Below are 25279 nucleotides of genomic sequence, written 5' to 3'. Positions count from 1 at the left end.
GGCGGTTAACTGGAGCCGCGCTCCGTCTATTCCGGTTTGGTTTTGAAGTCTCCGCCATACGCCCCCGCACGCCGTAACGCAATCGAAACATTACTGCTTTGGACTGTAGCACACGCGCCGCACGCGGTCACGGGCGCCTCGCTCAGCGGTTGTCGTCTTTCAGCAAGCGCCACAGGGTCGTGCGGCTTATCCCCAGCACCTCGGCAGCGCGGGTCCGGTTGCCCTGAAGGTAGCCTACGACCAGCCGCGCAATGTCGCGTTCGGTATCGGCCAGTGGACGCAGGATATACAGGTCGCTGTCGAGCGTTGGAGCGCCAAAGGTTGCGGTTTTGATGACGTCCTCCTGGGCGAGCACCTCCTCCGCCACCGCGCGCTCCACCGCACCCGCCCCCACCAATATATACAGTCGTTCCGAGACCTCGCGGAGCTGCAGATAATTGCGCGGCCAGCGGTAAGCATCGAGCGTCTTCGTCGCCGCGGCGGACAGCGTGGGTGCTGCCGTCCCAAATGCATCAGCGAGATATTCCAAATAGCGCGCAACCTTCGTCGACGCGGCTCCCTGCTCGGCAATCGCCGGCGCCACGCTCACCGCACAGGCGAAACGCTCGGTCACAAAGGCGGCTTGATCACTTTCGCTGCCGCCCGGCATGTCATTCGCCGTCAGCACCACATGGCAGCGCGTCGCCAACGCGGTGTCGGCCATCGTGGAAACGAGCTCGCGGAGGCGCTGGGGGCCAACCGCGTTCCAGCCCTCAATGCAAAGGGTCAGCCCCGTTTGGAACAGCGGCGATTCGGAGCTTTTGAGCACATGACGCCAACCGCGCTCGGTGAGCTCATCGAGCGCGACGGAAACAAAGGGTTGATCGGCAAAAGGGCCATCCAGATAGAGGCGCATGGCAATCTCGACCTGACCCGCGCCCAACTCGCCCTCGAGCATAAGGGGCACCCCGCGCGCATAGCTCTCGGCAACCGGTGCGGCTACCGCAGCGGCGCCTTCAACGATGCCGTACGCGCTCGATTCGTAGCGGGCCTCAACTTCGTCGGCGTTGAGCCACTCGATGCCCGCATGCGCCGCGGCGCCGCGCACCTCGCGGACCACGACGACCCAAAGGCCCCCGCCCTCTTTGTCGGTGGGGCGAACGGTCAGGCTCAGGCGCGTACCCGCACGCCCCATAACCAGACGCGCGCCGTCTCCTAAACGGTCGAGGCGCTCAGCGACAAAAGCCGCCACATCCCACTCGAGCGCCGCGTCGTTCATGGTCGAGATCGCGACGTCCCCACGCGCATCGATTGCCAATGCCGAGGCCCCAGCAGCAGCCAGGGCCTCGGTCAAGATGTTCAGCTTGGCATCGCTATCCATGATTTGCCCCTGTCCGCGGCGACGTACAGCCGCCGACGGTCGTACGACCGAGTGTTTCAAAATTGAACGATATTGCTCACCAAACACTATAGGGCAGAAAGCGCCGTCCTGCGAGTATAGGTGTTGCCCCGCATCGCCATCCTGGCGGGGCGATAAGAGCTCTTCGGGACTTATAAACCTGCGGACAAGCCATACCCGCAAGAGCTCCTATCGCTCCACCGTGAGAATGCGCCCACCAGCAGCCAACACGCAAACTGGCTACTTCTCTACCAGATTCCCAGTACGTGTTGCATTCCCAAACTCATGCACGCAATGCCAATCCAGCAGCAAAAGCCCAGCGCGATGGGCTTGCCGCCCTTTTTGACCAGCTCGACGATATCGGTATTAAAACCAATAGCCGCCATGGCCATCACAATAAAGAACTTCGACAGCTCCTTGATGGGCGCCGTAATGGATGCAGGAAGCTGAAGCACCGTAGTGATCACGCTCGCCAGCACAAAAAACAGCACAAACATGGGAAACGCGCGTTTAAGGGAGAACGTGCTTTTGGCGTCACCGCCGGCCTTGCGCGCCAGATGCATCTGCCAGCATGCGAGGACCAACGTGATGGGAATAATGGCCAGCGTTCTGGTGAGCTTGACCACCGTGGCGCTCTCGAGCACATTGGCGCCGGGATGCATGCTGTCCCAGGCGCTCGCCGCAGCCGTTACGGACGAGGTGTCGTTGATGGCGGTGCCGGCAAACAGGCCAAAGCCCTCGTCTGTCAGCCCGAGCATACCGCCGAGCGTCGGAAACACGAGCGCCGCGATAACGTTAAACAGGAAGATGACCGAAATGGCCTGGGCAATCTCGCGATCGTCGGCATCGATGACGGGCGCGGTCGCGGCGATGGCAGAACCGCCGCAAATCGACGAGCCCACACCCACAAGCGTCGCGATCTTACTCGGCACGTTCATAACGCGGCAGAGCACAAAGGCAATGACAAGCGAAGTCGAGATTGTCGCCACGATAATCGGCAGCGACTGAGCGCCTTTGGACAGAATCTGCGAGAGGTTCATGCCAAAGCCAAGCAGGATTACCGCGTACTGCAAGACTTTTTTAGACGTATAGGTGACACCGGCGGCAAGCTGTTCGCGACGATTCTTGGGAAAGACGAGCGCCAGGACCATACCAAAGAGGATGGCAAACACCGGCCCGCCAACCACCTCAACCTGTTTGCCGAGCAACGTCGCGGGGATGGCGATGACCAGGCAGAACAAGACACCCTTCCAGCGCTCGAGTGCGATATTCGCCAATTGCATATGGGATTCCTTCTTTCTATTTCACGTTTGCGACGGCTTATGATACGGCAATATTGAGCACAGCCCTGCGCAAACAAAGGCTAAGATGCCGCAATAGTTCTCGGACGACAGCCGAATTACCAACCACGGAGAGCTGATTCGCGGCATAATTAACAGCTGATATATGAGTGTGATAGAACAGTTGCGAGGCACTATGGAAGAATCGATGCACGTCGGCGAGCAGGAAACGAGCCTACAGGACCAGTCCTACCACACCATTCGACGCAAAATCGTCTACCTGGACTACAAGCCGGGCGAAAAGTTGGGCGTCAAGCAGCTTTGCGACGACCTGGATATGGGGCGCACCCCTGTGCGCGAGGCGCTGGTGCGTCTGGCGCAAGAGGGCCTGGTGCGCACCGTGCCCCAAAGCGGCACCTATGTCTCGCCCATCAACCTCACCCTTGCCGAAAGCGCCTGCTACATTCGCGAGCACCTGGAAAAGCAGGTGATTGTGGAGTGCTGCGCCCGTGCCACCTCGGCAGGCATCGAGCAGCTCGACCGCACCATCGCACTGCAGGAAAAGGCGATGGCCGAAGAGGATCGCATAGGCTTCTTTTTGAGCGACAACCTCATGCATCGCATGATCTTTAGCATCGCATGCCGCAGCACCGTGTGGTCGTGGCTCGAGGAGACCAATGCCGACCTTGAGCGCTTCCGCTGGTTGCGCGCCGCCACGCAGGTTCTCGACAATCAGGACATCGTGAACGAGCACAAGCAGATTCGCCGCGCTATCGCCGGTCGCGACCCCATCGAAGCGAGCTTTTTGGTCAGCAAGCACCTGCACATGATGTTCCGCAACCAAACCGAAGTTCTGGATCAATATCCCGAGTACTTCGAGACCAGCAAGCTCCGCTAACCTGCCAAAAAGGGACAGGTTTATTTCGAAACCAGCAAACTCCGCTAACCCGCCAAAACCACCACAAAGGGGACAGGCACCTTTGTGGTGGTTTCTCCGCACATAAAGGCCCGGCTCCGTCTGATGATGCGGAGCCGGGCCTTGGTCGCTAGAACGCCGGAACATCCACTACTCTACCGTGACGCTCTTGGCGAGGTTTCGGGGTTGGTCAACATCGCAACCGCGCAAGATAGCGACCTCGCGAGCGAGCAGCTGCAGCGGGACGCTCGCCGTGATGGGGCTGAACACGTCGCGGACGGCCGGCACGCGGATGATGCAGTCGGCGATCTTGTTGATCTCCTCGTCGCCCTCGGTGGCAACGACGATGACCTTGGCACCGCGCGCCTTGCACTCCATAAGGTTCGACACGGTCTTGTCGTAGGTGGCACTCTTGGTGGCCACGGCGATGACGGGGAAGCCCGGATCGATCAGCGCGATGGGGCCGTGCTTCATCTCGCCGGCAGCATACGCCTCGGCGTGCAGGTAGCTGACCTCCTTGAGCTTGAGCGCGCCCTCGTAGGAGATGGCAGCGCCCATACCGCGGCCCACAAACAGTGCCGACTGCGCGTCCCTGCACAGCAGGGCGGCCTCGTGCACGGCCTCGGTCTGCGTGTCCAAAATCCACTGGATCTGCTCGGCCGTATCGGAAAGCTCGCGGAACATCATGCGTGCCTGTTTGGTGGTCAGGCGGTACTTGACCTGCGCCAGCAGCAGGGCCAAAAGCGTGAGGCTAACGACCTGACCGATGAAGCTCTTGGTCGAGGCGACCGCGATCTCCTTGTTGGCCTTGGTATAGATGACGCCATCGCTTTCGCGCGCCACCGGGCTGCCCACCACGTTAGTGATGCCAAAGACCTTGGCGCCCTTGATGCGCGCATCGCGAATGGCGGCAAGGGTGTCGGCCGTCTCGCCCGACTGGGACACGGCCACGACGAGCGTCGTCGGCGTGATGATGGGGTTGCGGTAGCGGAACTCGCTTGCCGCCTCGACCTCGGTAGGAATACGAGCCCAGCCCTCAATAAGGTTCTTAGCGATGAGTCCGGCATGGTAGCTGGTGCCGCAGGCAATCACATACACGCGGTCGATATCGTTGAGCTCCTCGAGCGAAAGGCCCAGCTCGTCGATATCGAGCTCACCGGCAGGGGTCATGCGACCCACCAGCGTGTCGCGCACGACGCGCGGCTGCTCGTGGATCTCCTTGAGCATAAAGTCGGGATAGCCGCCCTTTTCGGCCATGTCCAGATCCCAATCGATGTGGGTGACCTTTGGCTCGATGACATTGCCGGCCTCGTCGGTGTACTCGACGCCCGCAGGTGTAAGCTTGGCAAACTGACCGTCCTCGAGCACCACGACATCTCGGGTGGCGTCGATAAGCGCGATGACGTCGGAGGCAACGTAGGAACCGGTCTCGCCCGCGCCGACCACAATCGGGGAGTCCTTGCGGGCAACGGCGATCACGCCGGGCTCGTCGGCGCACACGGCGGCCAAGCCATAGGCGCCCACCACGTGGGTGCAGGCCTCGCGCACAGAAGCCATCAGGTCGTGTGTCTCGGCATAGGCCTCTTCGATTAAGTGCGCGAAGACCTCGGTATCGGTCTCACTCTTAAAGTGATGGCCGCGGCCCTCCAGCTCCTCGCGCAGTTCGGCGAAGTTCTCGATAATGCCGTTGTGGACGATGGCGATGCGACCGTCGCAGCTGGTGTGGGGATGAGCGTTAACGACAGAAGGCTTGCCGTGGGTGGCCCAACGGGTGTGACCGATGCCGCAGGTTGCGTCGCTATCGATATTGGAAAGCTCGCTCTCCAGGCCCGCAACCTTACCCACGCGGCGGATAACGTCGAGGTGCGCCGCGGCGCCCTCGCCCACCTCGAGCGCGACGCCCGAGGAGTCATAGCCGCGATACTCCATACGCTTAAGGCCTGTGACCAGGATGTTCTTTGCAATATCAGAGCCGGTGTAGCCGACAATTCCGCACATAGGATAAATCCCTTCGTTCGCGTGACTGCAAGACGTCCACGCACAGGGGGCGCTGAGACGTATAACGTTCGAGTATTGTACTCACGCAAGCGCAAGCTGATATACCAGAAGTGGTATCTCAACTTAGATACCACCCGATGCACACATGCCCAGCCGGTCCAAACCACCACGAAGGGGACAGGCACCTTTGTGGTGGTCGCGCTGGCAACGGCGTTTCCGCAGATAAAACCTACCAAAATAAACCTGTCCCTAATTGGCAGGTTTTGACACCCCAGGGGCGGGCGATGCTACAATCTGGCTTGTACTTGAAACGCATCAAAGGGGCCGCTATGGCAAAGGTAAAAATCAGCGACGTCGCGCGCGAGGCGGGAGTCTCGCTGGGCACGGTATCCAACGCGCTCAACCACCCCGAAAAGTTGCGCCCCGAGACCCTCAAGCTCATCAACGAGACCATCAATCGCCTTGGCTACCTGCCCAACCAAAGCGCTCGCCAGCTGGCCGGCGGCACCACTAAGTCCTTTGGCCTTGTCCTCCCCCGTCTCGATCACGGCTTTTCGCTCCAAATCGCCAGCGGTGCCCACAACGAGGCACGCAAGCACGGCTATGACTTGCTCATCGCCAATGCCGATAACGACGATATTCTCGAGGACCATTACCTGCGCTATTTTATGGGCACGCAGATGTCCGGCGTCATGGTTCAGCCCATGGCATCCCCCGACTGGCACCCCGCTATGACCAAGATGCCCGTGCCGATCGTCCATCTGGACATCCACTGTTCCGAGCCCGGCTACTACGTGGCCGCCGACAACGAAGCTCAAGGTCGCATAATCGCCGAGCTCGCCATCGCCCGCGGCGCACGCCATATTGTCGTTGTAGGTCGAGCAGCATTTATGCAGCTCACCCTGCGCGTGCTTGGCATTCACAAGGCCCTTGCCCTGCACCCCGATATCAAGATCGAAGTCATCGACGCCGGCGAATGGAATACCGCTGCCGACGGCTACGGCATCGGTGCCCAGATCGCCGAGCGCCCTGCTGACGAGCGCCCCGATTTTGTCATCGGCCTGACCGACGTATTGGCCTCGGGCGTTATCTCGGCGCTGACCGACAAAGGCATCTCCGTTCCCGAGCAGGTTCGCGTGGCCGGCTGCGACGGCAACCCCCTTGCATGGAGCGGGTCGGTTCCCCTTACCACCGTGGCACCGCCGGGCTACGAAATTGGCCGCAAGGGTGTGCAGCTGCTCATGGAGCAGATCGAGGATAAGCCTGTCGCCAAGACCAAACGAGTCCGCATCGGCTCCGCCGCGCGCACCGTCACCACGGTCACGGCCAGCGAGGACATTAACCGTCAGGAGCTCGTGCGTCCCTTCTTGCTCGAGCGCGTAAGCACCCAAAAGGCCGAGCAGCGCCCGACGGGCCAAGCCATGGCCCCGACAACCGACATCAACCTCGGCGCCTACCTTTAGCGCACGGCCTTGACCGCGGCCGGCAAATCGAACAGCGTATCGAGCACGGCCTCGCAGCCATCCACCACGTCCTGCGGCAGCGGCACGATATCGGGAACGGCAAAGACGTGGCAGCCGGCCGTGATGCCCGAGACGCAGCCGTTGCGGGAATCCTCGACCACGGCGCACTCCTCGGGAGCAAAGCCCGCGCGCTCGCAGGCGAGCAGGTACATCTCGGGATCGGGTTTGCCGTGCGCGACGTCCTCGCCACAGGTCACCGTCTCAAACTTGTCAAAGAGGCCGACCATCTTAAGGTTGCGTTCGGCCGTAACGAGGCGCGACGACGTCGCTAGACCCACGTGATAGCCCGCAGCCAGCAGCTCGTCTATGCACTCGGCGGCGCCGGCCTTAAGCTCCAGTTCGGTCTTGACCATCTCGTCGCGAATCTCCTTGTGGCGACGATAGATTGCCTCAGCGGTTTCGCTGCTGTCGTAATGCTCCTCAAGGATGCCCATGACATCGGGCAGCGTACGACCGATAAACTGATGGATCAGCGCATCATCAATCGCGAATCCCAGCTCGGCCGCGCCCGCCTTCCACGCCTTGATACCCAAACGCTCGGTGTCGACCAGCGTTCCGTCCATGTCAAAAATAACAGCTTTGATCATATCGGTCCCCCATCTCTTCGCGCTGCTGTACTCCCGCAACTTTACCGCACCTGTAAACTTGTATATAACGTATATAGCATATTGCACTTTCGTTACATAGATAGAAGTCTTATGACAAGCGGCTCGGTAGGATTATAGTTTTCGACCGAGTACTCAACGGCAAGGATCGATTCATGCTTTCAGACACCACCGCACCTGCAGAGGGGCTTCAGGACAAACTCACAGCACTCGAGCAGCTGCTCTTGGCATACGGACGCGTCGCCATCGGCTTTTCCGGCGGCGTCGACAGCAGCTTTTTGGCCGCGGTCTGCGCCCGCATCATGCCCGCCAGCACGCTTCTCGTCCACCTCACCACGCCGCTCATCGGCACGCCCGAGCAGGCTTCGTTTGAGCGGTCCGTTGACGGGCAGGCCAATGAGGGGCCGCATTTTAAGCTCCCCGTGCTCAATCTTTCGGTCGATCAGCTGCGGCTCCCCCAAGTAGCCTGCAACGATGCCGACCGCTGCTACCACTGCAAGCGCGCCGGCTTTACCGCCATCGTCAACCACGCCAAGTCGTTGGGCTTTCCCACCGTCATCGACGGCAGCAACGCAAGCGACCGCGGCGACTACCGCCCCGGCATGCGCGCCGCCCAGGAGCTCGGCGTGCGCTCGCCGCTTATGGAGGTCGGCTTTACCAAGGACGAGGAGCGCGAGTTGCTGCGCGCCTGGGGATACCCCGTCTGGAACCTGCCGGCAGGAGCCTGCCTGGCCACGCGTGTCCCCACGGGCGAGGAGCTCACGCGCGAGAAGGTCGATGTAATCCGCGCCTGCGAGGACTACCTGCACGACCTTGGCCTGGACCAGGTCCGCGCACGCCTCGTCGGCGGCTGCATGCATATCGAGGCCGCGCCGGCAGACGTCGCCAAGATCGCCGCCCTCGGCAGCACCGCGGTCAACGACGAGGGCAAGGCCCCACTTCCCGCCGCCATCGAATCTGCCCTGCGTAACCTAGGCTGCGGCCATATCTCCCCCGAGGTCACCCCCTACATCCACGGCAACATGAATCTTTAAGTTACGCCGTTTAACCTACCAAAAAGGAACAGGTTTATTTTGGCAGGTTTTATCTGGGGAAATATCGCGGAGCCACCGCCTCTCTAGTATCCATCTAACTTCGAGAGACACTAGAGAGGCAACTCGGCTGCATCTACCTCTTCCGATAGCGGCGGTTGCGGCTCGTCGATGAACCCATTACTTCAATGAGTCCTTTATCCGCCATTTTTGGCAGATGGTAACGGACGGACGAAATCTTGACCCCCGATGCAACCGCTATTTCTCGCGCCGTCATATCCATTCCGGCGCTGAGAGCCTCCAGGATCCTATCCGCCGTCGAAGCTGACGATTCTCTGCTCATATCGATAATTTCAAACGCGTCTTTGCCACATTTTGACAGGACATGTTTATCGACAAGGTCCCCGCAGATCAGGCGAATGTCATCCGAATCCCACTTCAAAGCCTCTCGTATTTTTTGAACATCGCATACGCACCCATGCCCCCGCATAAACATGAGTAATGTTTCCTCGCGATGCGTCAGTTCGGTGTCCACATTGCCCTGAATCCACATGCGGTTTTCAGCAAGCTCCGCCCCGTGCCGGGAAAGCAGTACCGTAAACGAATCGGCCTTAACGATAAATTTCGGCCTGCCAAGCGAACGAGACTCCATCTCGCGAATCATAGCCGGGATGCCAGATCCCTGACTTTCCGCAACGGCCCCCTCAGCATGCTCTAACGGCGTCGCCCCCATCAGACTCATGAGCTTTGGGTTTCGGCAGCGCGATTCCCCGTCCGCAAGATTGTCCACCGTCTTTCCGCCCCAAAGCCCGCCGGGGTTTTTGATCTCTATTCTGTCTGGGTAGATATCGACGCTCACGGCCTGCCCCACAAACATGGGCGAATACTCTCGATGGATGCAGGCATTCGCCAAGGCCTCGCGCAAAACCTCCTGGGGTACTTCCCAATCTTCCATTCTACCAGCGCCTCGCACTATCGCCGCTTTGCGCAAGTTTCGTCCGATCGCAGCGAGGGCATCTTCGATGCAAGCCGGAATCGGGCCATCGCACAACTGGCGGTCAATAAACCGGGGTTGCCCAGGAGCAGATTTTTCCACATCGGAATGAACGGCGACATCGATCATCAGCTTGGGATAGAACTGCTGGGGGTAAATTCCCGCCGACAGAAGCCCCGCGAGCTTCACATCCCCATCCTTTGTAGTGATATTGAGTCTGGCCAGCTGCTTTTCCAGCGTATCGGCCCCGCGCAAAACGCGCGGGGTCTGCAGCCGGCGATTTGCGATAATGGACCGCACGACATCCGGATCCAAATCCTCGACTGTTGCCTCCGAAACCACCGTACCGTCTGCATCACTCGGAAGCAACGCACTCTGTAGCTCATATAGCTCAGCGGGCGACATCTTGATATCTTTATCATCCACGCGCTTGTAGCTACCGTTCTGCACGCCGCGCACGCCGATATAGCATGGCTTCGCTTTGAGCTCAAGTTCAAAGATGCGCACCAGAAGTACCTGGAGTCCGTCGACCTCGCCTCGATCAAGCTCATACCGCGGCGCATGGGTCACCACCGCCGCTGAGCCTCCGTCTCCGATACCCGAAACAAACTGGTCGCGCACCCTGTCGATAGCAAAGTTGGCAGAAGGAACAAATCCTTCGGCTTCGTTCAGGCCCAAAATAATGAGCCCGCCCGCAGTGTTCGCAAAAGCACTCACTGTCTCCCATACGTCTGCACTCAATTTATTCGTGCAGGCTTTAACTTCTACCGATGCGTCATCGGTCCCCCGCCTGCGAAGGCGCTCAACGATAAGGCCAAGAGGTTCATCCAACAGCATTGGCATTCCGTCTCTCTAAAACAATAGATTTATCTCTCTAAAGCTTAGTATATCTCTCTAACTTTAGAGAGATGAGCACCTTCTTTTAGAGAGATATTTAGAGAGATGTATCGAATTCACTGCTAGATTACCTAAGGCCATCTCTCTAACCGATTTTTTCTTTAGAGAGACATTTAGAGAGACAAGCGTAATCTCTCTAACCATGGGCGCCGCTCTTTAAAGCGTACACATCCCAACCGTGTCCTAAGTTGCGGCGGGCATTGCCCCGCCAACCCGCCAAAAGAGGACAGGTTTATTTTGGCAGGTTTTATCTGGGAAAACGCAAGCGGGGCCACGCCGAAGCTACCGTCATCAACCTCGGCGCATACCTTTAGCTCACGGCCTTGACCGCCGCCCCCAGATCGAACAACGTATCGAGTACCGTCTCGCAGCCGTCCGCCACGTCCTGCGGCAGCGGCACGATATCGGGAACGGCAAAGACGTGGCAGCCGGCCGTGATGCCCGAGACGCAGCCGTTGCGGGAATCCTCGACCACGGCGCACTCCTCGGGAGCAAAGCCCGCGCGCTCGCAGGCGAGCAGGTAGATCTCGGGATCGGGCTTGCCGTTCAGGGTGTCCTCGTTGCAGGTCACCGTCTCAAACCTATCAAAGAGGCCGACCGTCTTAAGGTTGCGCTCGGCCGCAACGTGGCGCGACGACGTCGCAAGACCCACGTGATAGCCCGCAGCCAGCAGCTCGTCCAGGCACTCGGCGGCGCCGGCCTTAAGCTCCAGATCGGTCTTGACCATCTCGTCGAGAGCATCCCTGTAGTGGGCTTCGACCGTCTCGACGATTTCGCGGCTGCCGTAATGCTCCTCAAGGATGTCCCTGACATCAGGCATCGAGCGACCGATAAACTGGTGGACCAGCGCATCATCAATCGCAACCCCCAGCTCGGCAGCGCCCACCTTCCATGCCCTCATGTCCAAACGCTCGGTATCGACCAGCGTTCCGTCCATGTCAAAAATGACAGCCTTGATCATATCGACCCCTTCATCGGCTTGCGTTGCCGCAAATCTACTGCACGTCACAAACTTGTATATAACGTATATATCATATTGTACTTTCGTTACATAGACAGAAGCTTTATGACGTAACCTGCCAAAAAGGGACAGGTTTATTTTGGCAGGTTTTATCTGGGGAAACGCAAACAGGGCCGCGACGCCTATAGCGTCGCGGCCCTGCTCCTTGGAGAAGGATCAATAGATTGAGCGGGCTGGTTGCACCTAGCCCTCGAGCCCGGCGTTAATAAGCTCCGCGATCTCGGCGGGATCGGCGCTTTCGCGCACCTTGTCACGGAAGCCGGCATCCATCAGCATCACGGCAGCCTTGGAGAGCAGACGCAGGTGCGTGGTTCCCGCTTCGCCGGCGGGCACGTACAGCGCGAGCGCCACATCGACGGGCACGCCATCAAAGCTCGGCCACTCAACAGGCTCGGACAGCTTGAGCACGGACACGCCCGGCATATGGATCGCATCGCTCTTGGCATGCGGAACGGCAAAACCGGCGACGAGACCAGTCTCGGCCTCGTTTTCGCGAGCAATAAAAGCCGCCTCTACAGCAGATGCGTCATCGGCAAAACCAAGCTCAACAGCCTGCTCGGACAGATAATGCAGCGCGTCCTCGCGCGAGGCGGCAGCGTAGCCAATCGTCACTTGGTTGGCAGATACAAACCCCATGGAAAACCTTCCTTACAACACGGACCTGACCGCGGCTTCGATGCCGTCGGCGTCCAAACCGTACTTGTGCAGCAAATCGACCGCAGGGCCGGACTCGCCATATACATCGCGCACGCCGACGCGTCGCATCGGCACCGGATGCTGTTCCGCGAGCACCGAGGCCACGGCCTCGCCAAGACCGCCGATAATCGAATGCTCCTCGGCGGTGACCACGCGACCAGTCTTCTTGGCGCTGGCAACCACCAGGCGCTCATCAAGCGGCTTGATCGTGTGCATGTTGATGACCTCGGCGTCGATACCATCGGCAGCGAGCGCCTCGGCAGCCTCAAGCGCCTCGGCGACCATGAGGCCACAAGCGACGATGGTCACATCGGACCCCTCGCGCACGATCACGCCGCGACCAATCTTGAACTCATAGTCCTCGCGGTCGTTGATGACCGGTGTTGCCAGGCGGCCGAAGCGCATGTAGACCGGTCCCTCAAACTCATAGGCGGCGCGCACGCAAGCGCGAGCCTCGATGTCATCGGCGGGAACGATCACCGTCATACCCGGGATCGTGCGCATGAGCGCGATGTCCTCGCAGCACTGATGCGTTGCGCCGTCTTCACCGACCGATATACCCGCATGCGTGGCGCCGATTTTGACGTTGAGGTGCGGATAGCCGATGGAATTACGCACTTGTTCGTACGCGCGGCCGGCGGCGAACATGGCAAATGTGCTCGCAAAGGCGACGTGACCCGTGGTCGCAATGCCGGCGGCGAGCCCCATCAAGTTGCTCTCGGCAATGCCGGCATCGTAGAAGCGCTCAGGATGCGCAGCCTTAAACTTACCGGTCTGCGTTGCGGCGGCCAGGTCGGCATCGAGAACCACAAAGTCATCGCGCTCATTGCCCAGCTCGACAAGTGCCTCGCCATAGCTAACGCGCGTGGCGACTTTCTTGACGTCTGCCATTAGAGCTCCTCCCCTGCTGCTGCGAGCTCGGCCATGGCCTGCTCAAACTGTTCATCGTTGGGCGCCTTGCCGTGCCAGCCCACCTGGTTTTCCATAAAGGAGACGCCCTTGCCCTTCACCGTCTCGGCGATAATGGCCACGGGCGAGTCGCTCACTTTGCGGGCCTCGGCAAAGGCGGCTGCAATCTGCGCCATGTCGTTACCGTCGGCAAGCTCGATCACATGCCACTTAAAGGCGCGGAACTTGTTGGCAAGCGGCATAGCCGAGTTAACTTCATCGATACTGCCGTCAATTTGCAGGCCATTGTGATCGACGATAGCGACAAGGTTATCCAGGTCGTGGTTGCCGGCGAACATTGCCGCCTCCCACACCTGGCCCTCCTCGCACTCACCGTCGCCCAGCAGCGTGTAGACGCGGTAGCTGTCACCCCAGTGTTTTGCGGCGAGTGCCATTCCAACCGCGGCGGAGATACCCTGACCGAGCGATCCGGTAGACATGTCGACGCCCGGCGTGTCATTCATATTGGGATGGCCCTGCAGGCGGCTGCCGATATGACGGAGCGTCTCGAGCTCCTCCCTGGGAAAGAACCCGCGCTCGGCGAGCACGGCATAGAGTGCCGGAGCGCAATGTCCCTTGGAGAGCACAAAGCGATCGCGCTCGGCGCGGCTCGGATTCGCCGGGTCGACATCCATTTCCTCAAAGTAGAGGTAGGTCATAATGTCGGCAGCGCCAAGCGATCCGCCCGGATGCCCCGACTTGGCGGCGTGGACACCCGTGACAATACCGCGGCGAACCTCATTGGCAATCTTGGCCAGATCCTGATCGGTCATGGAGTTTCCTCTCTTGAGCACGCCGGCCCGGCATAACAAATGCTGGGCCGGCAGAACCATCGTTACTGTGCCTCGACGACCTTTTTCCAGTCGGCCTCGAACGAGGCAAGGCCCTGGTCGGTCAGCGGGTGATGCAGGCACTTCTTGAGAGCGACCATGGGGACGGTCGCGATATCGGCACCGAGCAGCGCCGCCTGGGTCACGTGATTGGGCGTGCGGACAGATGCGGTGATGATCTCGACGGTGTCGTCGACGTTCTTGCCAGTCCAGTCATAGTTCTTGATGCAGGTCACAACGTTGTCGAGCTGCGAGATACCGTCCTCGGCGATGTCGTCGAAGCGTCCCACAAACGGGCTGATGTAGCGGGCACCGGCGTTGGCGGCCATGAGGGCCTGCGTCGGCGAGAAGACAAGCGTCATGTTGACGCGCACGCCTGCATCGGCCAACGCGCGGCAGGCGGCGAGGCCGGCCTCGCACACGGGAAGCTTAACCACGATGTTGGGAGCCAGAGCGGCAAGGCGCTTGCCCTCCTCGATCATGCCCTCGGCCGTGGTGGCGGTAGACTCGGCAGACACGGGCAGACCCTCGCAGAGCTCGGCAATCTTGAGCATATGGGGCTCAAAGTCGGCGAGCTTACCGCCGGTCTTGGCATACAGGGACGGATTGGTGGTAACACCGGCCAGGCAGCCCCAGCTCTTGGCCTCGGCGATCTCGTCAAGGTTGGCGGTATCGATAAAGAACTTCATGGTGCAAACTCCTTCTAAGGAATCCAAAACTCAAAAAATAGGACAAAGGGGATGTCCCTTTGTCCTATGTGCCGGGCCCGCAGCTGGGACATGCCCCGGACCCGGCGTCGTGTAGGAAAAGCTACTTAGAGAGCCTTCTCGATGCGGCTCGTGACGCCCTTGAGGTTAAGGCCGACGACGTACTGCTTGATCGGGCGCTTGATGTGCTCGATCACAAAGCGCTTGCCGTCGATGTCCTGGGCAGCGAGGTTGCGATAGAGTTTCTCGACCTGCTCCTTGACCTCGGGATCGTTAAAGGCGTAGTGGCCGGAGACATCCAGAATCTTCAGGCTGAGCTCGTCGTCGGCCAGGATGTCGTCAACCTGCAGGTTGACGTCGTCGCCGGTCATCCACTTGCGCCAACGCTCGGTCTTGATAGCCTTGACCAGCAGCGTGTGATACAGGTCGGAGGGATCGTCGCACAGGCCGTTGTCGACCAGAATCTGCTCGGTAGCGCAGAGCTTGAGGTAAGCGCGGGTCTCCTCGGTGCCGTACTGAGGGGCAACATTGGAGGCCGTCACGTGAGCCGGGATGTGCTCGAGCAGCGTCGCGTCATCCAGGTAGTCGGCGTTGTGCTCCTTCAGACCCACGCCGTAGCGCTTGGCCATATCGGCAAGCTCGCGAGCGTTCTTGAAGTTGTAGTGACCGACCTGCTCGGTCCAACGGGTAAGGGTGCCGGTCTGGCCGACGATAAAGGTGGGCATGGGGCAGCCGCGCTTCTCGAGCTCGGGCTGCAGCTGAGAAATGAACTCCTCGTACTTATCGGTAGAGGTCAAGCCGCCATTGGTCTCCTCGGTACCGACCTCATAGGCAACCTCGGGCAGGTTATGCTCGCGACGGTACTGCTCAAGGTAGTCGATAAGATCGATCGTACGGCGAAGCACCACGTCGAGCGGAATAACCTTGCCGATCTGATAGGGGTCCTTGGTGGGGTCGACCATCAGCAGGTCAAAGCCCGCCTCCATGTCGGCGACGAAGGACTTGCGGGCGAGCTCCATGGCCTCGTCCTCGGGCAGGTGGGCGTTACGCTCCTCGTCGCGCTGCCACGGACCACCATGATCGCGGCACAGGTAGTACGGACCGGTGTAACCCACCTCGTCGGCAACCTTCTTGATGTCGGCGGCAAAGCGCGTCTGGTCCCAACCGTTGACGTAGCCGGCGCCCATCTCGTCCATATCGACCTGGTTGCGGCTGGCGATAAACATGGGCGGGAAATCCTCGTCCTTGGCAAGCTCGAACACGGCCTGAATCAGGTTGGGGCTCATGGGGCCAATGCCGACCATGGTTGCGTGATCGCCGCTATCCTGCAGCTTGAGCATGCCCTGAACGGCCTGACGGATGGTAAGATTGGACATTTTGTTCTCCTTCTCCAGAGGATTTTTGACAAAAGTTCCCTGGGACCCAGATGCGGGCCCTATCAGTGCAGATGGATTTTGTTGTGTAGGGGCGGTTGTGCGGAGTCAAATCCATCCCTCCGCACAACCGGAGTCCTTAAAGGTTTACTTGGCCTGCTTATCGAGCGTGGGCTTCATGGCAATCAGGATTGCAGCGGCAACCACAGAGCCAATCATGATGTCCAGGCAGAACAGCGCGACGTTGTTGGTAGCAAGGGCGACGATAAAGCCACCGTGCGGGACGTAGCAGTCGATACCCTGGAAGGCGGCGAGAGCAGCGCCCACGGCAGAGCCGATGCAGATGCCAGGAAGGGTGTGGCCGAGATCCTTGACCGCGAAGGGGATAGCGCCCTCGGTGATGCCGATGCAGCCCATGAACAGTGCGGAGATACCCATCTGGCGATCGGCGTCATCGAACTTGTTCTTGGCAATGAGCGCTGCAAGACCGCAGGCAATCGGGGGAATGGCGACGGCGACGCGGAACATACCGTTGGGGCCATAGATGCCGGAGGCCATGATGGCCATAGTAAAGGTCGAAGCGGTCTTATTGATGGGGCCACCCATATCGAAGGCGGTCATAACGCCAATGACCAGGCCCAAGACGACGGCGGAGCCGCCCTGCAGGCTACCGAGCACGCTGGTGAGCCAATCCATCACAAAGCCAAGCGGCGTGGCCAGGATGTAGATGTAGGCCATGCCCAGGACAAGCGAGGTCAGAATCGGGATGATCAGGATCGGCATGATGGTCTGGATGGTGTTGTTGACCTTCCAGGTCTTCATCCAGCGGACAAAGTAACCGCAGATAACTGCCATGATCATGGCGCCCAAGAAGCCAGTCGAAACGCTGTTGCCGCTCGGGGTGACGACGGCGTTGTTGACCAAGTAGCCCAGGACAAAACCGGGGGCGAGCGCGGGCTTGCCGGCCATCGAGTAGGCGATGTATGCCGCAAGCACCGGAATCATCATGGAAATACCGGCCATGCCGATGGTATTAAGGCTCACCATCAACGGGTTGGTTACCTCCATACCGCTAGCACCGGCAGTACCGGATGTCAACGAGAAGGCGAGGAACACGCCACCGATAACGACGATGGGGATAAAATAGGAAACACCGGTATTGAATGCATTGAGCAGCGTCTTGCCAGGATCGGCAAAGATGGACTGCTTGGACGCCGGTGTCGGGGCCTGCGGGGCAGCGGAGACGGCCTTCTTCTCTGCCTTGGCCTCGGCCTTGGACGCGTCAACGGCACCGCCCGTCGCCTTGATGATCTCGACAGCCTGGTCGATAATCTTTACCGGATCGGCGATTACATCCGAGGTGCCGACCTTGAGGAACTTGCCCTCGGCCATCTTTTGCTCAAAACGGTCCTCGTTCTCGACACCCACGTCGACGGACTCGAGCACCAGGTCGGCGGAATCAACGTCTTCCTGCGTGAGCTCATTCTCGATACCCAGACCACCCTGAGCCTCGACTTTGCACTCGATGCCACGAGCGGAGCATTCATCCTGAATCGCCTTCTGGGCCATATACGTGTGGGCGATACCCACGGTACAGGCGGCAACGCCTACGATCTTCATTACTTCCCTCTTTTCATAGAGTTGCGTGCGCAAGACACCGTTTGCGGAGGCCTCCGGAGCATCCCCTGCCGTTTGGACTTGCTGTCTTTTCGACAAGACCAATATAGGTGCTCGTTTTTCTTAATGCCAGTTTATTTCGGTAAACGCGCAGGTCAGAGCGTTGGTTACGCTATTTAGTTATGCGTTTAACTAAAAATGAATCCTGCGATTTTACCCTCGATTTCAAAAGTCAAGAAGTATTTGATTTTCTCGGTAGACGGCAGATGCGCATGCCGGTCACAAATTTCGACCCCACCCATATACCGCATTTGTTGCATACTCATATGAAAGGAAAAGTCGCTCACCAAAGCGCATCCCTCACCAAGACTCAAAGTCATCATGTTGGAAAATGCTCATCTGTCGGAAGGAGTCGCTGTGGCAAAACAGCGCGTTACGATCGCAGACGTCGCTCGAGAGGCGGGAACCTCGACGGCAAGCGTCTCGTATTACCTCAACGACAAACGAGAAAAGCTTAGCGAGAAGACGCAGGCAAAGATTGCGCGCGTCATCAAGGAACTCGGATACGTTCCCAACGCCCAAGCGCAAACGCTCACCGGCAAGCAAACCCACGTCATCGCCATCATCATCTTGGATAACACCAACAAATGGGCGGGCCTCGTCCTCAACGGCATGGAGCAGGTCATGCTCCCCGCGGGCTACCAGACGGTCGTTTGCACGAGCAACTTTAACCCCGAGACCGAGCTCATGTATGTCGACAAAATGCTCTCACTGGGCGTCGATGGTTTTATCATCCAGCCCACGGCAAATTTCAAGGCAGTCCACGACCGCATCAAGCGCGCCGACAAGCCCGTCGTCTTTTTTGACGCGGCCATCTACAGCCCAGGCACCAGCTGGATCAAAACCAACCTCTACGACGGCGTGTACAATGCCACGCAGGCGCTTCTCGACGCCGGCTACGAAGACTTCTTTTCCATCGCCGCCAACATGACCGAAATGCGCACTCGCATGGAACGTTTTCAGGGATATGCCGAGGCATTGGCCGCGAATGGGCAGCTCTACAAAGCCATCCCCATCGATCACAACAAGCCGTCAATCAACGAGCTCACCGAATACTTTAAATAGAAGTTCAACCCCGCCAAGCGCACGCTCATCTTCGTACAAAACCAATGGGCGCTTCCCCGTGTCTACAAGGCCCTCCAACCCATGGCCCATCTACTTCCGCAGCAAATAGGTCTTTTGGGACTCAACTGCGAAGACTGGACCAACCTCACCACGCCGACCGTCTCCACGATCATCGAGCCCGTCGACCAGGAAGGCAGGGAGGCGGCCGAGATGCTGCTCGCCTTGCTTGACGGCAGCAGCCAACCCGGCGAGCAGCGCATTCTCGAGTGCAAGCTCAACTGGCTCGACTCCACCTCGATCTAGCCATACGTCAAATATGAAGCAAATGAACCAGTGGCGTTTGTCCCAAATCTTAAGTATTTGTTCGACAGAACGGCCTCTGCCGGCTCCTGCTAGACTAGTAGATTCCCAACCGTCCATCCAGGAGCCCCCATGTTGCGCAAGTCCGCCTACAAGCAAGCACTTTCCATCGGCACCGCCGTGGTGCTGGGGTTTGCGCTGTTTACGGGATCGCTCGATGGGGCGCCCAAGTTGCTGTCGCCGCAAAGTGATGAGCAGGCGGCGGCTCTGGCCGAGAAGCAAAACGAGAGTCCCAGCCGTACCGACGACGAAGCGGACTTGGTCGCCCGGCTCGAATCGGGAACAGCGAGCTCCGAGGACTCCGGCAATGGCTCCGATTCCGTCGCAACCGACACCGGCGACGACGCTTCCGCGGACAGCGTCGCCACCCCCATCGACGAGGTCGAAAACCCCGACCTCAACCGCGCCCGCGGTGTATATCTCAGCAGCATTCCCGACTACGCCGGCAACCCCTACGTTGCCCTTCGCACCGACAGCACGCACCCGCTCGGTACGCCATCATTCACGCTCGACGAATACGAACGAGCTACCGAAGAGGGCTGCTTTAAGAAGTTCTCCAAGCTCGACAGCTTGGGCCGCACCCGCAAAGCGCTCGCCTGTGCGGGTCCCGAGTCGCTCGGTCAAGGCAAGCGCGGGGATATCTCGCGTATCCACCCCGCCGGATGGCACCAGCAGCGCTACGACTTTATTCCGGGCCAGAGCCTCTACAACCGTTGCCACCTCATCGCCTGGTCGCTCTGCGGCGAAAACGCCAATCGCAAGAATCTCCTCACCGGCACGCGCTATCTCAACGAGACGGGCATGCTGCCGTTTGAAGAGCAGGTCCTCGGCTACATCCACGACACGGGCAACCATGTGCTCTACCGCGTCACTCCCATGTACAACGAAGAGGAGCTTCTCTGCCGCGGCGTGCGCCTTGAGGCCCAATCGGTCGAGGATCACGGCAAGACGCTGTGTTTCCACGTGTACTGTTATAACCTGCAACCGCATGTGCAGATCGACTACGCCACCGGCCGCAATCAGGCCTCAGGGGACTAGCCCTACCCACGACAAGAACCGATTTGCAAACCGCTAGGGATCAAAAAGGGCCGCTCCGGATCACCCAGAGCGGCCCTTGCATCGACATGCGTGGCACAGACAAAGCCACACGTTACTTAGCTCGGCCCTCCTCATAGCGCTCGACCAGCTTGGCCTGAACGTCATAAGGCACCTGCTCATAGCCTGCAGGCTTCATGGTGAAGTCGCCCGTGCCGCGCGTGATGGAGCGCAGGCGCGTCGAGTAATCCGTCAGCTCGGCCAGCGGCGCCTGGGCAATGACCACGGTGTCTCCGCGCTCATCGGTCTCCATGCCCGTCACGCGACCGCGCGAGGCCGAGATGTCGCCCATCACGGCGCCGGCGTAGCTCTCGGGGATCGTCACCGTGATTTCCTCGATAGGCTCCAGCACCACTGGATCGGCATCGGCGCATGCCTTGCGCAGGCCGATGCGAGCCGCTGCGCGGAACGCCATCTCGTTGGAGTCGACGCTGTGATACGAACCGTCGTACACAGCCACGCGAATGCCCGTGAGCGGGTAGCCGGCAATAATACCGTCCTTCATGGTCTCCTGGACGCCCTTGTCCACGGCGGGAATCAGCGAGCGCGGAATGCGACCGCCCACGACCTCGTCAACAAACTCATAGCCGTCGCTCGTGCCGTCGGGCCCAATGAGCGGCTCCACGCGCAGCCAGCAGTCGCCGTACTGACCGGCGCCGCCGGTCTGCTTCTTGTGGCGACCCTGGGCGCTCGCCGTGCGGCGGATGGTCTCGCGATACGGAATGCGGATCGGCACGCTCTTGGCGGCGACCTTGGTGCGGTCCTCCAGACGGTTGAGCAGCACCGAAACCTGTGCCTCACCAACGGCAGAGATAATGGTCTGGCCAGTCTCCTCGTCGCGGTCGATGCTCATGGTCGGGTCTGCCTTGCAGGCCTTCTCGATAAACGTGTAGAGCTTCTCTTCGTCGCCGCGATTCTCGGCCTCGATGGCGATGCGGTACTGAGAGTTGGGGAACTTAAACGCCGCAGCCTCGACCTTACCGGTAATGGAGAGCGTATCGCCCGTCTCGGCCGCCAGCTTGGGCGCCACGATGATGTCGCCGGCATAGGCGTGACCGACCTCGGACATGTCGCGACCGCACATCACATACAGGTGAGCCAGACGGTCGCCCTTGCGCGTGCGCGCGTTGATCAGCTCAAGACCCGGCTCAAGCGTACCCGTCAGCACCTTGATAAAGCTGATGCGACCCTGCTGCGGATCGGCCAGCGTCTTAAACACAAACGCCACCGGACGGTCATCGTCACTCGAGATCTTAAGCGAATCGCCGTCGATGAGCGGCATCTCGCCGTAGTCGGTCGGCGCCGGAAAGTACGTCGCGATGTCGTCCATCAGCGAGTTGACGCCCTGCTCCTTAATGCAATCGCCCGCAAAGACCGGCACAAAGATGCGCTCGGCAATCGCCTTCGACAGCAGGCCTTCAAGCTCCTCCTGCGTCAGCGTCTCCTCGCCTTCCAAGTACTTCATCATCAGTTCGTCGTCGGCCTCGACCACCAGCTCGCACAGATGGTCATGGGCCTCCTCGGCCTGGGCACGATACTCCTCGGGAATCTCCGACTCAACGGCCTCGGCGCCGTTGCAATGGCGCGCCTTCATGCGCACCAGGTCGATGATGCCGTCAAAGTCCTCGCCTTCGCCCCAGGGAAGAGTCACGGCGCCCAGGCGCATACCAAAGCGCTCCTGCAGCAGGTCCATTGTGGTCGCAAAGCTGGCCTCGGAGCGCGACAGGCGGTTTACGAACACCGCACGCGCCAGGCGCAGATCCTCGGCGGCATACCAGAGCTTAACCGTCGTAGGCTGCGGGCCGGCCTCGGCGTCGACCACAAACAGGGCCGTCTCGCAGACGCTCATCGCGGCAAAGGCGTCGCCGATAAAATCAGGATAGCACGGGGCATCGAGCACATTGATGCGAGCACCCTTCCAGTCGATCGGCGCAATGGTCGTCGAGATGGAAAACGCACGCTTGACCTCTTCGGGGTCATAGTCGAGCGTGGGCTTGGTGCCGTCGTGGCCGCCAAGGCGGGCGGTCTTGCCGGAAAGGTGGAGCATGGCCTCGGCGAGTGAAGTCTTGCCCACCCCGCCTTGGCCTACGAGCACCACGTTCCTTACGTTACCGGTCTTGGGAGCACCCATGATGACCTCCTTGCAGGGCCGCGCGCAATGCGCGACGCCAACGGGGAGAGTTCGCGGTCGGTGCCGTCCCGGGAGCAGCATGATCGGCAGCCGAGCCGACTCACCCTCCAAATGTCCTATGCCACCACCCTACCCTCACGGGCGGCTGTCCATGCAGACCTTTCGGCACGCGCATGAATACAGGCGGCGAGAGGAAGAGACAAGCTTGTGGGGCAATTATTGAACCCCGCCGATGTAAACAAAAAGCCGCCACAGACCGTAAGACCTGTGGCGGCTTCGCCTCAATTAATAGTTGAGTAAATACCTGAGTCTATCCCTCGATACGGCTCAAGAACTCACGCGTGCGCTGCTCGCGCGGATGGTCGATAACCTGCTCGGCAGATCCCTCCTCGACAATGCGACCGCCGTCCATAAAGACCACGCGGTCGGCAACATCGCGCGCAAACTGCATTGCGTGGGTCACGATTACCATCGTCATATTCTGCGCCGCCAGGTCCTTAATGACACGCAGCACCTCGGCCGTCAGCTCGGGATCGAGCGCCGAAGTCGGCTCGTCAAAGAATAAGATTTCCGGATCGAGTGCCAGGGCGCGGGCAATACTCACGCGCTGCTGCTGACCGCCGGAAAGCTCACACGGCACCTTGTTCTCGTTGCCCGTAAGCCCCATCTGCACAATCAACTCACGCGCACGCGCCTCCGCCTGCTCGCGCGGGCGCTTGAGCACGCGGATCGGGGCATCGGTGATGTTTTTCATCACCGTATAGTGCGGGAACAGATTGTAATTTTGGAACACCAGGCCGAATCGCGAGCGCGCCTGCTTGGGCACATCGCCCTTCGCATAGACCGCGCCCGATCCCGCATCCGTCGCAACGGCAAGGTCGCCAAACGAGAGCGAGCCTCCGTCGAGTGTCTCGAGCAGCGTGGCACAGCGCAGCAGCGTGGACTTACCGCCGCCCGAAGGCCCGATAATCGCCACGACCTCGCCACGCTTTACCTCGAGTGAGATATCCTTGAGCACCTCATTGCCGCCAAACGCCTTGCGCGCGCTTTCGATTTTCATCACTGAGTTAGTCATGATAATAGTCCAGCTTCTTTTCGGCGGCACCCAGCAGCATCTCGACCACAAAGTTAAAGACCCAGTAAATCAGCGCCGCAATCGCAAACGGCACCATGCTCACTTGCGAGGCAACCAGCGCCTTGGCCGTCGAGAACATCTCGCCCACGCCAATGGCAAACGCCAGCGACGTGTCCTTGACCAGCGTGATGATCTCGTTGCCCATCGCCGGCAAAATACGCTTAGCGACCTGCGGCATCACGATGTACAAAAAAGTCTGCACGCGCGAATAGCCCAGCACCTCGGCAGCCTCGTATTGACCGCGCGGAATGGACTGCAAGCCCGAGCGATAGATCTCGGCAAAGTAACCGGCGTAGTTGATGATGAACGCCACGACGCACGCCGTCCACTTGGAATCGGGCGTGAGCGAAATGCCAAACACGTAGTACGGGGCAAAGTAGATGGCAAACATCTGCAGCATGAGCGGCGTACCGCGCATGACCGAAATGTAGATGCGCGCAATCCAGCGGAGCGGCGCAATTTTGCTCATGCGCATAAACGCCACGGGGATTCCCAGCGGAATCGACCCCAGCAGCGTCAGCACAAACAGCTGCAAGCTGACCAAGAACCCCTGGCCAAGCATCTGCATCATGACCTGAATAGACATTACTTGAGCACCCAATTATCGAAAGACAGACCGTAATCTGCATATTTATCACAGAGGTCCTTGACCGTGCCATCCTCGTAGAGTGCCTTGAGCGACTCGGTCACGGCATCGGCGGACTTGGTGTCGCCCTTCTTGAAGCCAACGGCGTAGTGCTCGCTGGACAGCGGCTTGTCGAGCTGCGTATAGGCATCGGGCTTGGCGGCAAGCTGATACTGAGCGATCGAGAGGTCACAGGCAACGGCATCGACTGCACCACTCTCGAGCTGCATAAACGCCGTGTTGTACTCGCCGATGGTATCGAGCGTGGCAAACGTCGCGGCCAGATCCTTCTGGTCGCCCTCGAGCACATCCTGCGCAGCGGAATCAGTCTGGGTAATCACGGTCTTGCCGGCAAGATCGTCCCAGCTCTTGATACCCGCGTCCTTCTTGACCACGAGCACCTGCTCGTTGAGCATGTAAGGCTCGGAGAACGTGTAGTCGTCCTCGCGGCCCTCCATGGTAAAGCCATTCCAGATGCAGTTGATGGCGCCGGAGTTGAGCAGCGTGTCCTTGGCATCCCAATCGATGGCCTCGTAATCGACATCCCAGCCCTGCTTATCGGCAACGGCCTTAGCCAGATCGAGGTCAAAACCGGCGTACTCGCCATCGTCGCCCACAAAGCCGTACGGAGGGTAGGACTTGTCAAAGCCCACGACGAGCTTCTTGGACTCCGCGGCACCCTTCGTATCCTTGGCCGCAGCAGAGCCGGCAGCAGAGCCCTTACCGGCACCGCCGCCACAACCGACAAGACCAAGGCCAAGCACCGTGGCAAACGAGCCGGCTAGACCAACAAACTGACGACGAGACATATCGGTATTCATGGTATTCCCCCTTGGTGGCACTTTAGTTAAGTAAAGTGAGTCATGTAACGTTCAGCATCATACACTTTACCTTGATAGAGTACAAGGGAGGGTTTGCCAGGCGCGGACGGGGAGCGGCGCATAATTAAGTTTCCTGCTCTACAGTCCTGCGCAAGACGGAAAGCACATTAAGT

General features: G+C 59.7%; 22 protein-coding genes. 6 read left to right on the top strand and 16 right to left on the bottom strand.

Going from position 1 to position 25279, the window contains the following annotated elements; translation table 11 throughout:
- Positions 1-142 precede the first annotated feature (142 nt).
- Together DW024_RS01660 and DW024_RS01655 are read right to left on the bottom strand one after the other, a co-directional pair.
- Entirely contained in the window at positions 143-1360 is a 1218-nt protein-coding gene (locus DW024_RS01660) for a helix-turn-helix domain-containing protein (RefSeq protein ID WP_118376830.1), read from the bottom strand.
- Positions 1361-1626: 266 nt separating this feature from the next.
- Positions 1627-2661 (bottom strand): YeiH family protein, encoded by a 1035-nt coding sequence (locus DW024_RS01655; protein ID WP_118376829.1) that lies wholly within the window; start codon positions 2659-2661, stop codon positions 1627-1629.
- 193 nt (positions 2662-2854) lie between these two features.
- Between DW024_RS01655 and DW024_RS01650 the strand changes: the two genes are divergently transcribed.
- On the top strand, positions 2855-3556 hold the full coding sequence (locus DW024_RS01650) for a GntR family transcriptional regulator (protein WP_233541302.1): 702 nt from the start codon (positions 2855-2857) through the stop codon (positions 3554-3556).
- A 168-nt stretch (positions 3557-3724) separates the two neighbouring features.
- Here DW024_RS01650 and glmS read toward each other — a convergent pair whose 3' ends face one another.
- Positions 3725-5572 carry a glutamine--fructose-6-phosphate transaminase (isomerizing) gene (glmS, locus tag DW024_RS01645; protein WP_118376827.1) on the bottom strand — a complete coding sequence of 616 codons (1848 nt, stop codon included), beginning with the start codon at positions 5570-5572 and terminating at the stop codon, positions 3725-3727.
- A gap of 329 nt (positions 5573-5901) precedes the next feature.
- Here glmS and DW024_RS01640 point away from each other — a divergent pair, with 329 nt between their 5' ends.
- Positions 5902-7035 carry a LacI family DNA-binding transcriptional regulator gene (locus tag DW024_RS01640; RefSeq protein WP_233541301.1) on the top strand — a complete coding sequence of 378 codons (1134 nt, stop codon included), beginning with the start codon at positions 5902-5904 and terminating at the stop codon, positions 7033-7035.
- On the opposite strand, the gene DW024_RS01635 is transcribed toward DW024_RS01640, so the two are convergent.
- Positions 7032-7682, bottom strand: coding sequence for an HAD family phosphatase (locus DW024_RS01635; protein WP_118376825.1), 651 nt, complete (start codon positions 7680-7682; stop codon positions 7032-7034). The genes DW024_RS01640 and DW024_RS01635 overlap by 4 nt on opposite strands.
- Positions 7683-7855: 173 nt before the next feature.
- Between DW024_RS01635 and DW024_RS01630 the strand changes: the two genes are divergently transcribed.
- Positions 7856-8734, top strand: a complete 879-nt coding sequence (locus DW024_RS01630; protein WP_118376824.1) for an ATP-dependent sacrificial sulfur transferase LarE — start codon at positions 7856-7858, stop codon at positions 8732-8734.
- Positions 8735-8867: 133 nt separating this feature from the next.
- On the opposite strand, the gene DW024_RS01625 is transcribed toward DW024_RS01630, so the two are convergent.
- From DW024_RS01625 to DW024_RS01590, 8 genes are all read right to left on the bottom strand, one after another.
- On the bottom strand, positions 8868-10568 hold the full coding sequence (locus tag DW024_RS01625; RefSeq protein ID WP_118376823.1) for an ATP-binding protein: 1701 nt from the start codon (positions 10566-10568) through the stop codon (positions 8868-8870).
- Positions 10569-10932: 364 nt separating this feature from the next.
- Positions 10933-11583 carry an HAD family phosphatase gene (locus DW024_RS01620; protein ID WP_118376822.1) on the bottom strand — a complete coding sequence of 217 codons (651 nt, stop codon included), beginning with the start codon at positions 11581-11583 and terminating at the stop codon, positions 10933-10935.
- A gap of 243 nt (positions 11584-11826) precedes the next feature.
- On the bottom strand, positions 11827-12279 hold the full coding sequence (locus tag DW024_RS01615; protein WP_118376821.1) for a PTS sugar transporter subunit IIA: 453 nt from the start codon (positions 12277-12279) through the stop codon (positions 11827-11829).
- A 12-nt stretch (positions 12280-12291) separates the two neighbouring features.
- The gene (locus DW024_RS01610) at positions 12292-13230 is read right to left on the bottom strand and encodes a transketolase family protein (RefSeq protein WP_118376820.1); all 939 of its coding nucleotides are present in this window, start codon (positions 13228-13230) and stop codon (positions 12292-12294) included.
- Positions 13230-14060 (bottom strand): transketolase, encoded by an 831-nt coding sequence (locus DW024_RS01605; protein ID WP_118376819.1) that lies wholly within the window; start codon positions 14058-14060, stop codon positions 13230-13232. The genes DW024_RS01610 and DW024_RS01605 overlap by 1 nt, the downstream gene beginning before the upstream one ends.
- A 62-nt stretch (positions 14061-14122) precedes the next feature.
- A complete protein-coding gene (gene fsa / locus DW024_RS01600) occupies positions 14123-14806 on the bottom strand; it encodes a fructose-6-phosphate aldolase (protein WP_118376818.1) in 684 nt (227 codons plus the stop codon).
- A 125-nt stretch (positions 14807-14931) separates the two neighbouring features.
- Positions 14932-16200 carry a class II D-tagatose-bisphosphate aldolase non-catalytic subunit gene (locus DW024_RS01595; protein ID WP_055251764.1) on the bottom strand — a complete coding sequence of 423 codons (1269 nt, stop codon included), beginning with the start codon at positions 16198-16200 and terminating at the stop codon, positions 14932-14934.
- A gap of 144 nt (positions 16201-16344) precedes the next feature.
- The gene (locus DW024_RS01590) at positions 16345-17817 is read right to left on the bottom strand and encodes a PTS fructose transporter subunit IIC (RefSeq protein ID WP_118376817.1); all 1473 of its coding nucleotides are present in this window, start codon (positions 17815-17817) and stop codon (positions 16345-16347) included.
- 414 nt (positions 17818-18231) lie between these two features.
- On the opposite strand from DW024_RS01590, the gene DW024_RS01580 reads away from it, so the two are divergent.
- From DW024_RS01580 to DW024_RS01575, 3 genes are all read left to right on the top strand, one after another.
- A complete protein-coding gene (locus DW024_RS01580) occupies positions 18232-18939 on the top strand; it encodes a LacI family DNA-binding transcriptional regulator (RefSeq protein WP_199576904.1) in 708 nt (235 codons plus the stop codon).
- A 27-nt stretch (positions 18940-18966) separates the two neighbouring features.
- Positions 18967-19242 (top strand): substrate-binding domain-containing protein, encoded by a 276-nt coding sequence (locus DW024_RS10175; RefSeq protein WP_199576908.1) that lies wholly within the window; start codon positions 18967-18969, stop codon positions 19240-19242.
- A 129-nt stretch (positions 19243-19371) separates the two neighbouring features.
- Complete coding sequence (locus DW024_RS01575) at positions 19372-20337, top strand: DNA/RNA non-specific endonuclease (RefSeq protein WP_118376815.1); 966 nt, start codon at positions 19372-19374, stop codon at positions 20335-20337.
- A 112-nt stretch (positions 20338-20449) separates the two neighbouring features.
- Here the strand turns inward: DW024_RS01575 and DW024_RS01570 are convergent, their stop codons facing one another.
- The 4 genes from DW024_RS01570 to DW024_RS01555 all read right to left on the bottom strand — a co-directional run bounded on the left by DW024_RS01570 (position 20450) and on the right by DW024_RS01555 (position 25106).
- Positions 20450-22525, bottom strand: a complete 2076-nt coding sequence (locus DW024_RS01570) for a translation factor GTPase family protein (RefSeq protein ID WP_118376814.1) — start codon at positions 22523-22525, stop codon at positions 20450-20452.
- 310 nt (positions 22526-22835) lie between these two features.
- On the bottom strand, positions 22836-23600 hold the full coding sequence (locus tag DW024_RS01565; RefSeq protein ID WP_117877169.1) for an amino acid ABC transporter ATP-binding protein: 765 nt from the start codon (positions 23598-23600) through the stop codon (positions 22836-22838).
- Positions 23593-24246, bottom strand: coding sequence for an amino acid ABC transporter permease (locus tag DW024_RS01560; protein ID WP_006235606.1), 654 nt, complete (start codon positions 24244-24246; stop codon positions 23593-23595). Before DW024_RS01560 ends, DW024_RS01565 begins: the two co-directional genes overlap by 8 nt.
- Entirely contained in the window at positions 24246-25106 is an 861-nt protein-coding gene (locus DW024_RS01555; RefSeq protein WP_118376813.1) for a transporter substrate-binding domain-containing protein, read from the bottom strand. Before DW024_RS01555 ends, DW024_RS01560 begins: the two co-directional genes overlap by 1 nt.
- Positions 25107-25279 lie beyond the last annotated feature (173 nt).

The organism is Collinsella sp. AF37-9, assembly GCF_003475115.1.
In the GTDB taxonomy this organism is placed as follows: Bacteria; Actinomycetota; Coriobacteriia; order Coriobacteriales; family Coriobacteriaceae; genus Collinsella.
This window is presented reverse-complemented; position numbering and strand designations above follow the sequence as displayed.

Bases quoted from the DNA above. Each gene is read 5' to 3' on its own strand.
- DW024_RS01660 (WP_118376830.1), bottom strand. From the start codon at position 1,360: ATGGATAGCGATGCCAAGCTGAACATCTTGACCGAGGCCCTGGCTGCT.
- DW024_RS01655 (WP_118376829.1), bottom strand. From the start codon at position 2,661: ATGCAATTGGCGAATATCGCACTCGAGCGCTGGAAGGGTGTCTTGTTC.
- DW024_RS01650 (WP_233541302.1), top strand. From the start codon at position 2,855: ATGGAAGAATCGATGCACGTCGGCGAGCAGGAAACGAGCCTACAGGAC.
- glmS (WP_118376827.1), bottom strand. From the start codon at position 5,572: ATGTGCGGAATTGTCGGCTACACCGGCTCTGATATTGCAAAGAACATC.
- DW024_RS01640 (WP_233541301.1), top strand. From the start codon at position 5,902: ATGGCAAAGGTAAAAATCAGCGACGTCGCGCGCGAGGCGGGAGTCTCG.
- DW024_RS01635 (WP_118376825.1), bottom strand. From the start codon at position 7,682: ATGATCAAAGCTGTTATTTTTGACATGGACGGAACGCTGGTCGACACC.
- DW024_RS01630 (WP_118376824.1), top strand. From the start codon at position 7,856: ATGCTTTCAGACACCACCGCACCTGCAGAGGGGCTTCAGGACAAACTC.
- DW024_RS01625 (WP_118376823.1), bottom strand. From the start codon at position 10,568: ATGCCAATGCTGTTGGATGAACCTCTTGGCCTTATCGTTGAGCGCCTT.
- DW024_RS01620 (WP_118376822.1), bottom strand. From the start codon at position 11,583: ATGATCAAGGCTGTCATTTTTGACATGGACGGAACGCTGGTCGATACC.
- DW024_RS01615 (WP_118376821.1), bottom strand. From the start codon at position 12,279: ATGGGGTTTGTATCTGCCAACCAAGTGACGATTGGCTACGCTGCCGCC.
- DW024_RS01610 (WP_118376820.1), bottom strand. From the start codon at position 13,230: ATGGCAGACGTCAAGAAAGTCGCCACGCGCGTTAGCTATGGCGAGGCA.
- DW024_RS01605 (WP_118376819.1), bottom strand. From the start codon at position 14,060: ATGACCGATCAGGATCTGGCCAAGATTGCCAATGAGGTTCGCCGCGGT.
- fsa (WP_118376818.1), bottom strand. From the start codon at position 14,806: ATGAAGTTCTTTATCGATACCGCCAACCTTGACGAGATCGCCGAGGCC.
- DW024_RS01595 (WP_055251764.1), bottom strand. From the start codon at position 16,200: ATGTCCAATCTTACCATCCGTCAGGCCGTTCAGGGCATGCTCAAGCTG.
- DW024_RS01590 (WP_118376817.1), bottom strand. From the start codon at position 17,817: ATGAAGATCGTAGGCGTTGCCGCCTGTACCGTGGGTATCGCCCACACG.
- DW024_RS01575 (WP_118376815.1), top strand. From the start codon at position 19,372: ATGTTGCGCAAGTCCGCCTACAAGCAAGCACTTTCCATCGGCACCGCC.
- DW024_RS01570 (WP_118376814.1), bottom strand. From the start codon at position 22,525: ATGGGTGCTCCCAAGACCGGTAACGTAAGGAACGTGGTGCTCGTAGGC.
- DW024_RS01565 (WP_117877169.1), bottom strand. From the start codon at position 23,600: ATGACTAACTCAGTGATGAAAATCGAAAGCGCGCGCAAGGCGTTTGGC.
- DW024_RS01560 (WP_006235606.1), bottom strand. From the start codon at position 24,246: ATGTCTATTCAGGTCATGATGCAGATGCTTGGCCAGGGGTTCTTGGTC.
- DW024_RS01555 (WP_118376813.1), bottom strand. From the start codon at position 25,106: ATGAATACCGATATGTCTCGTCGTCAGTTTGTTGGTCTAGCCGGCTCG.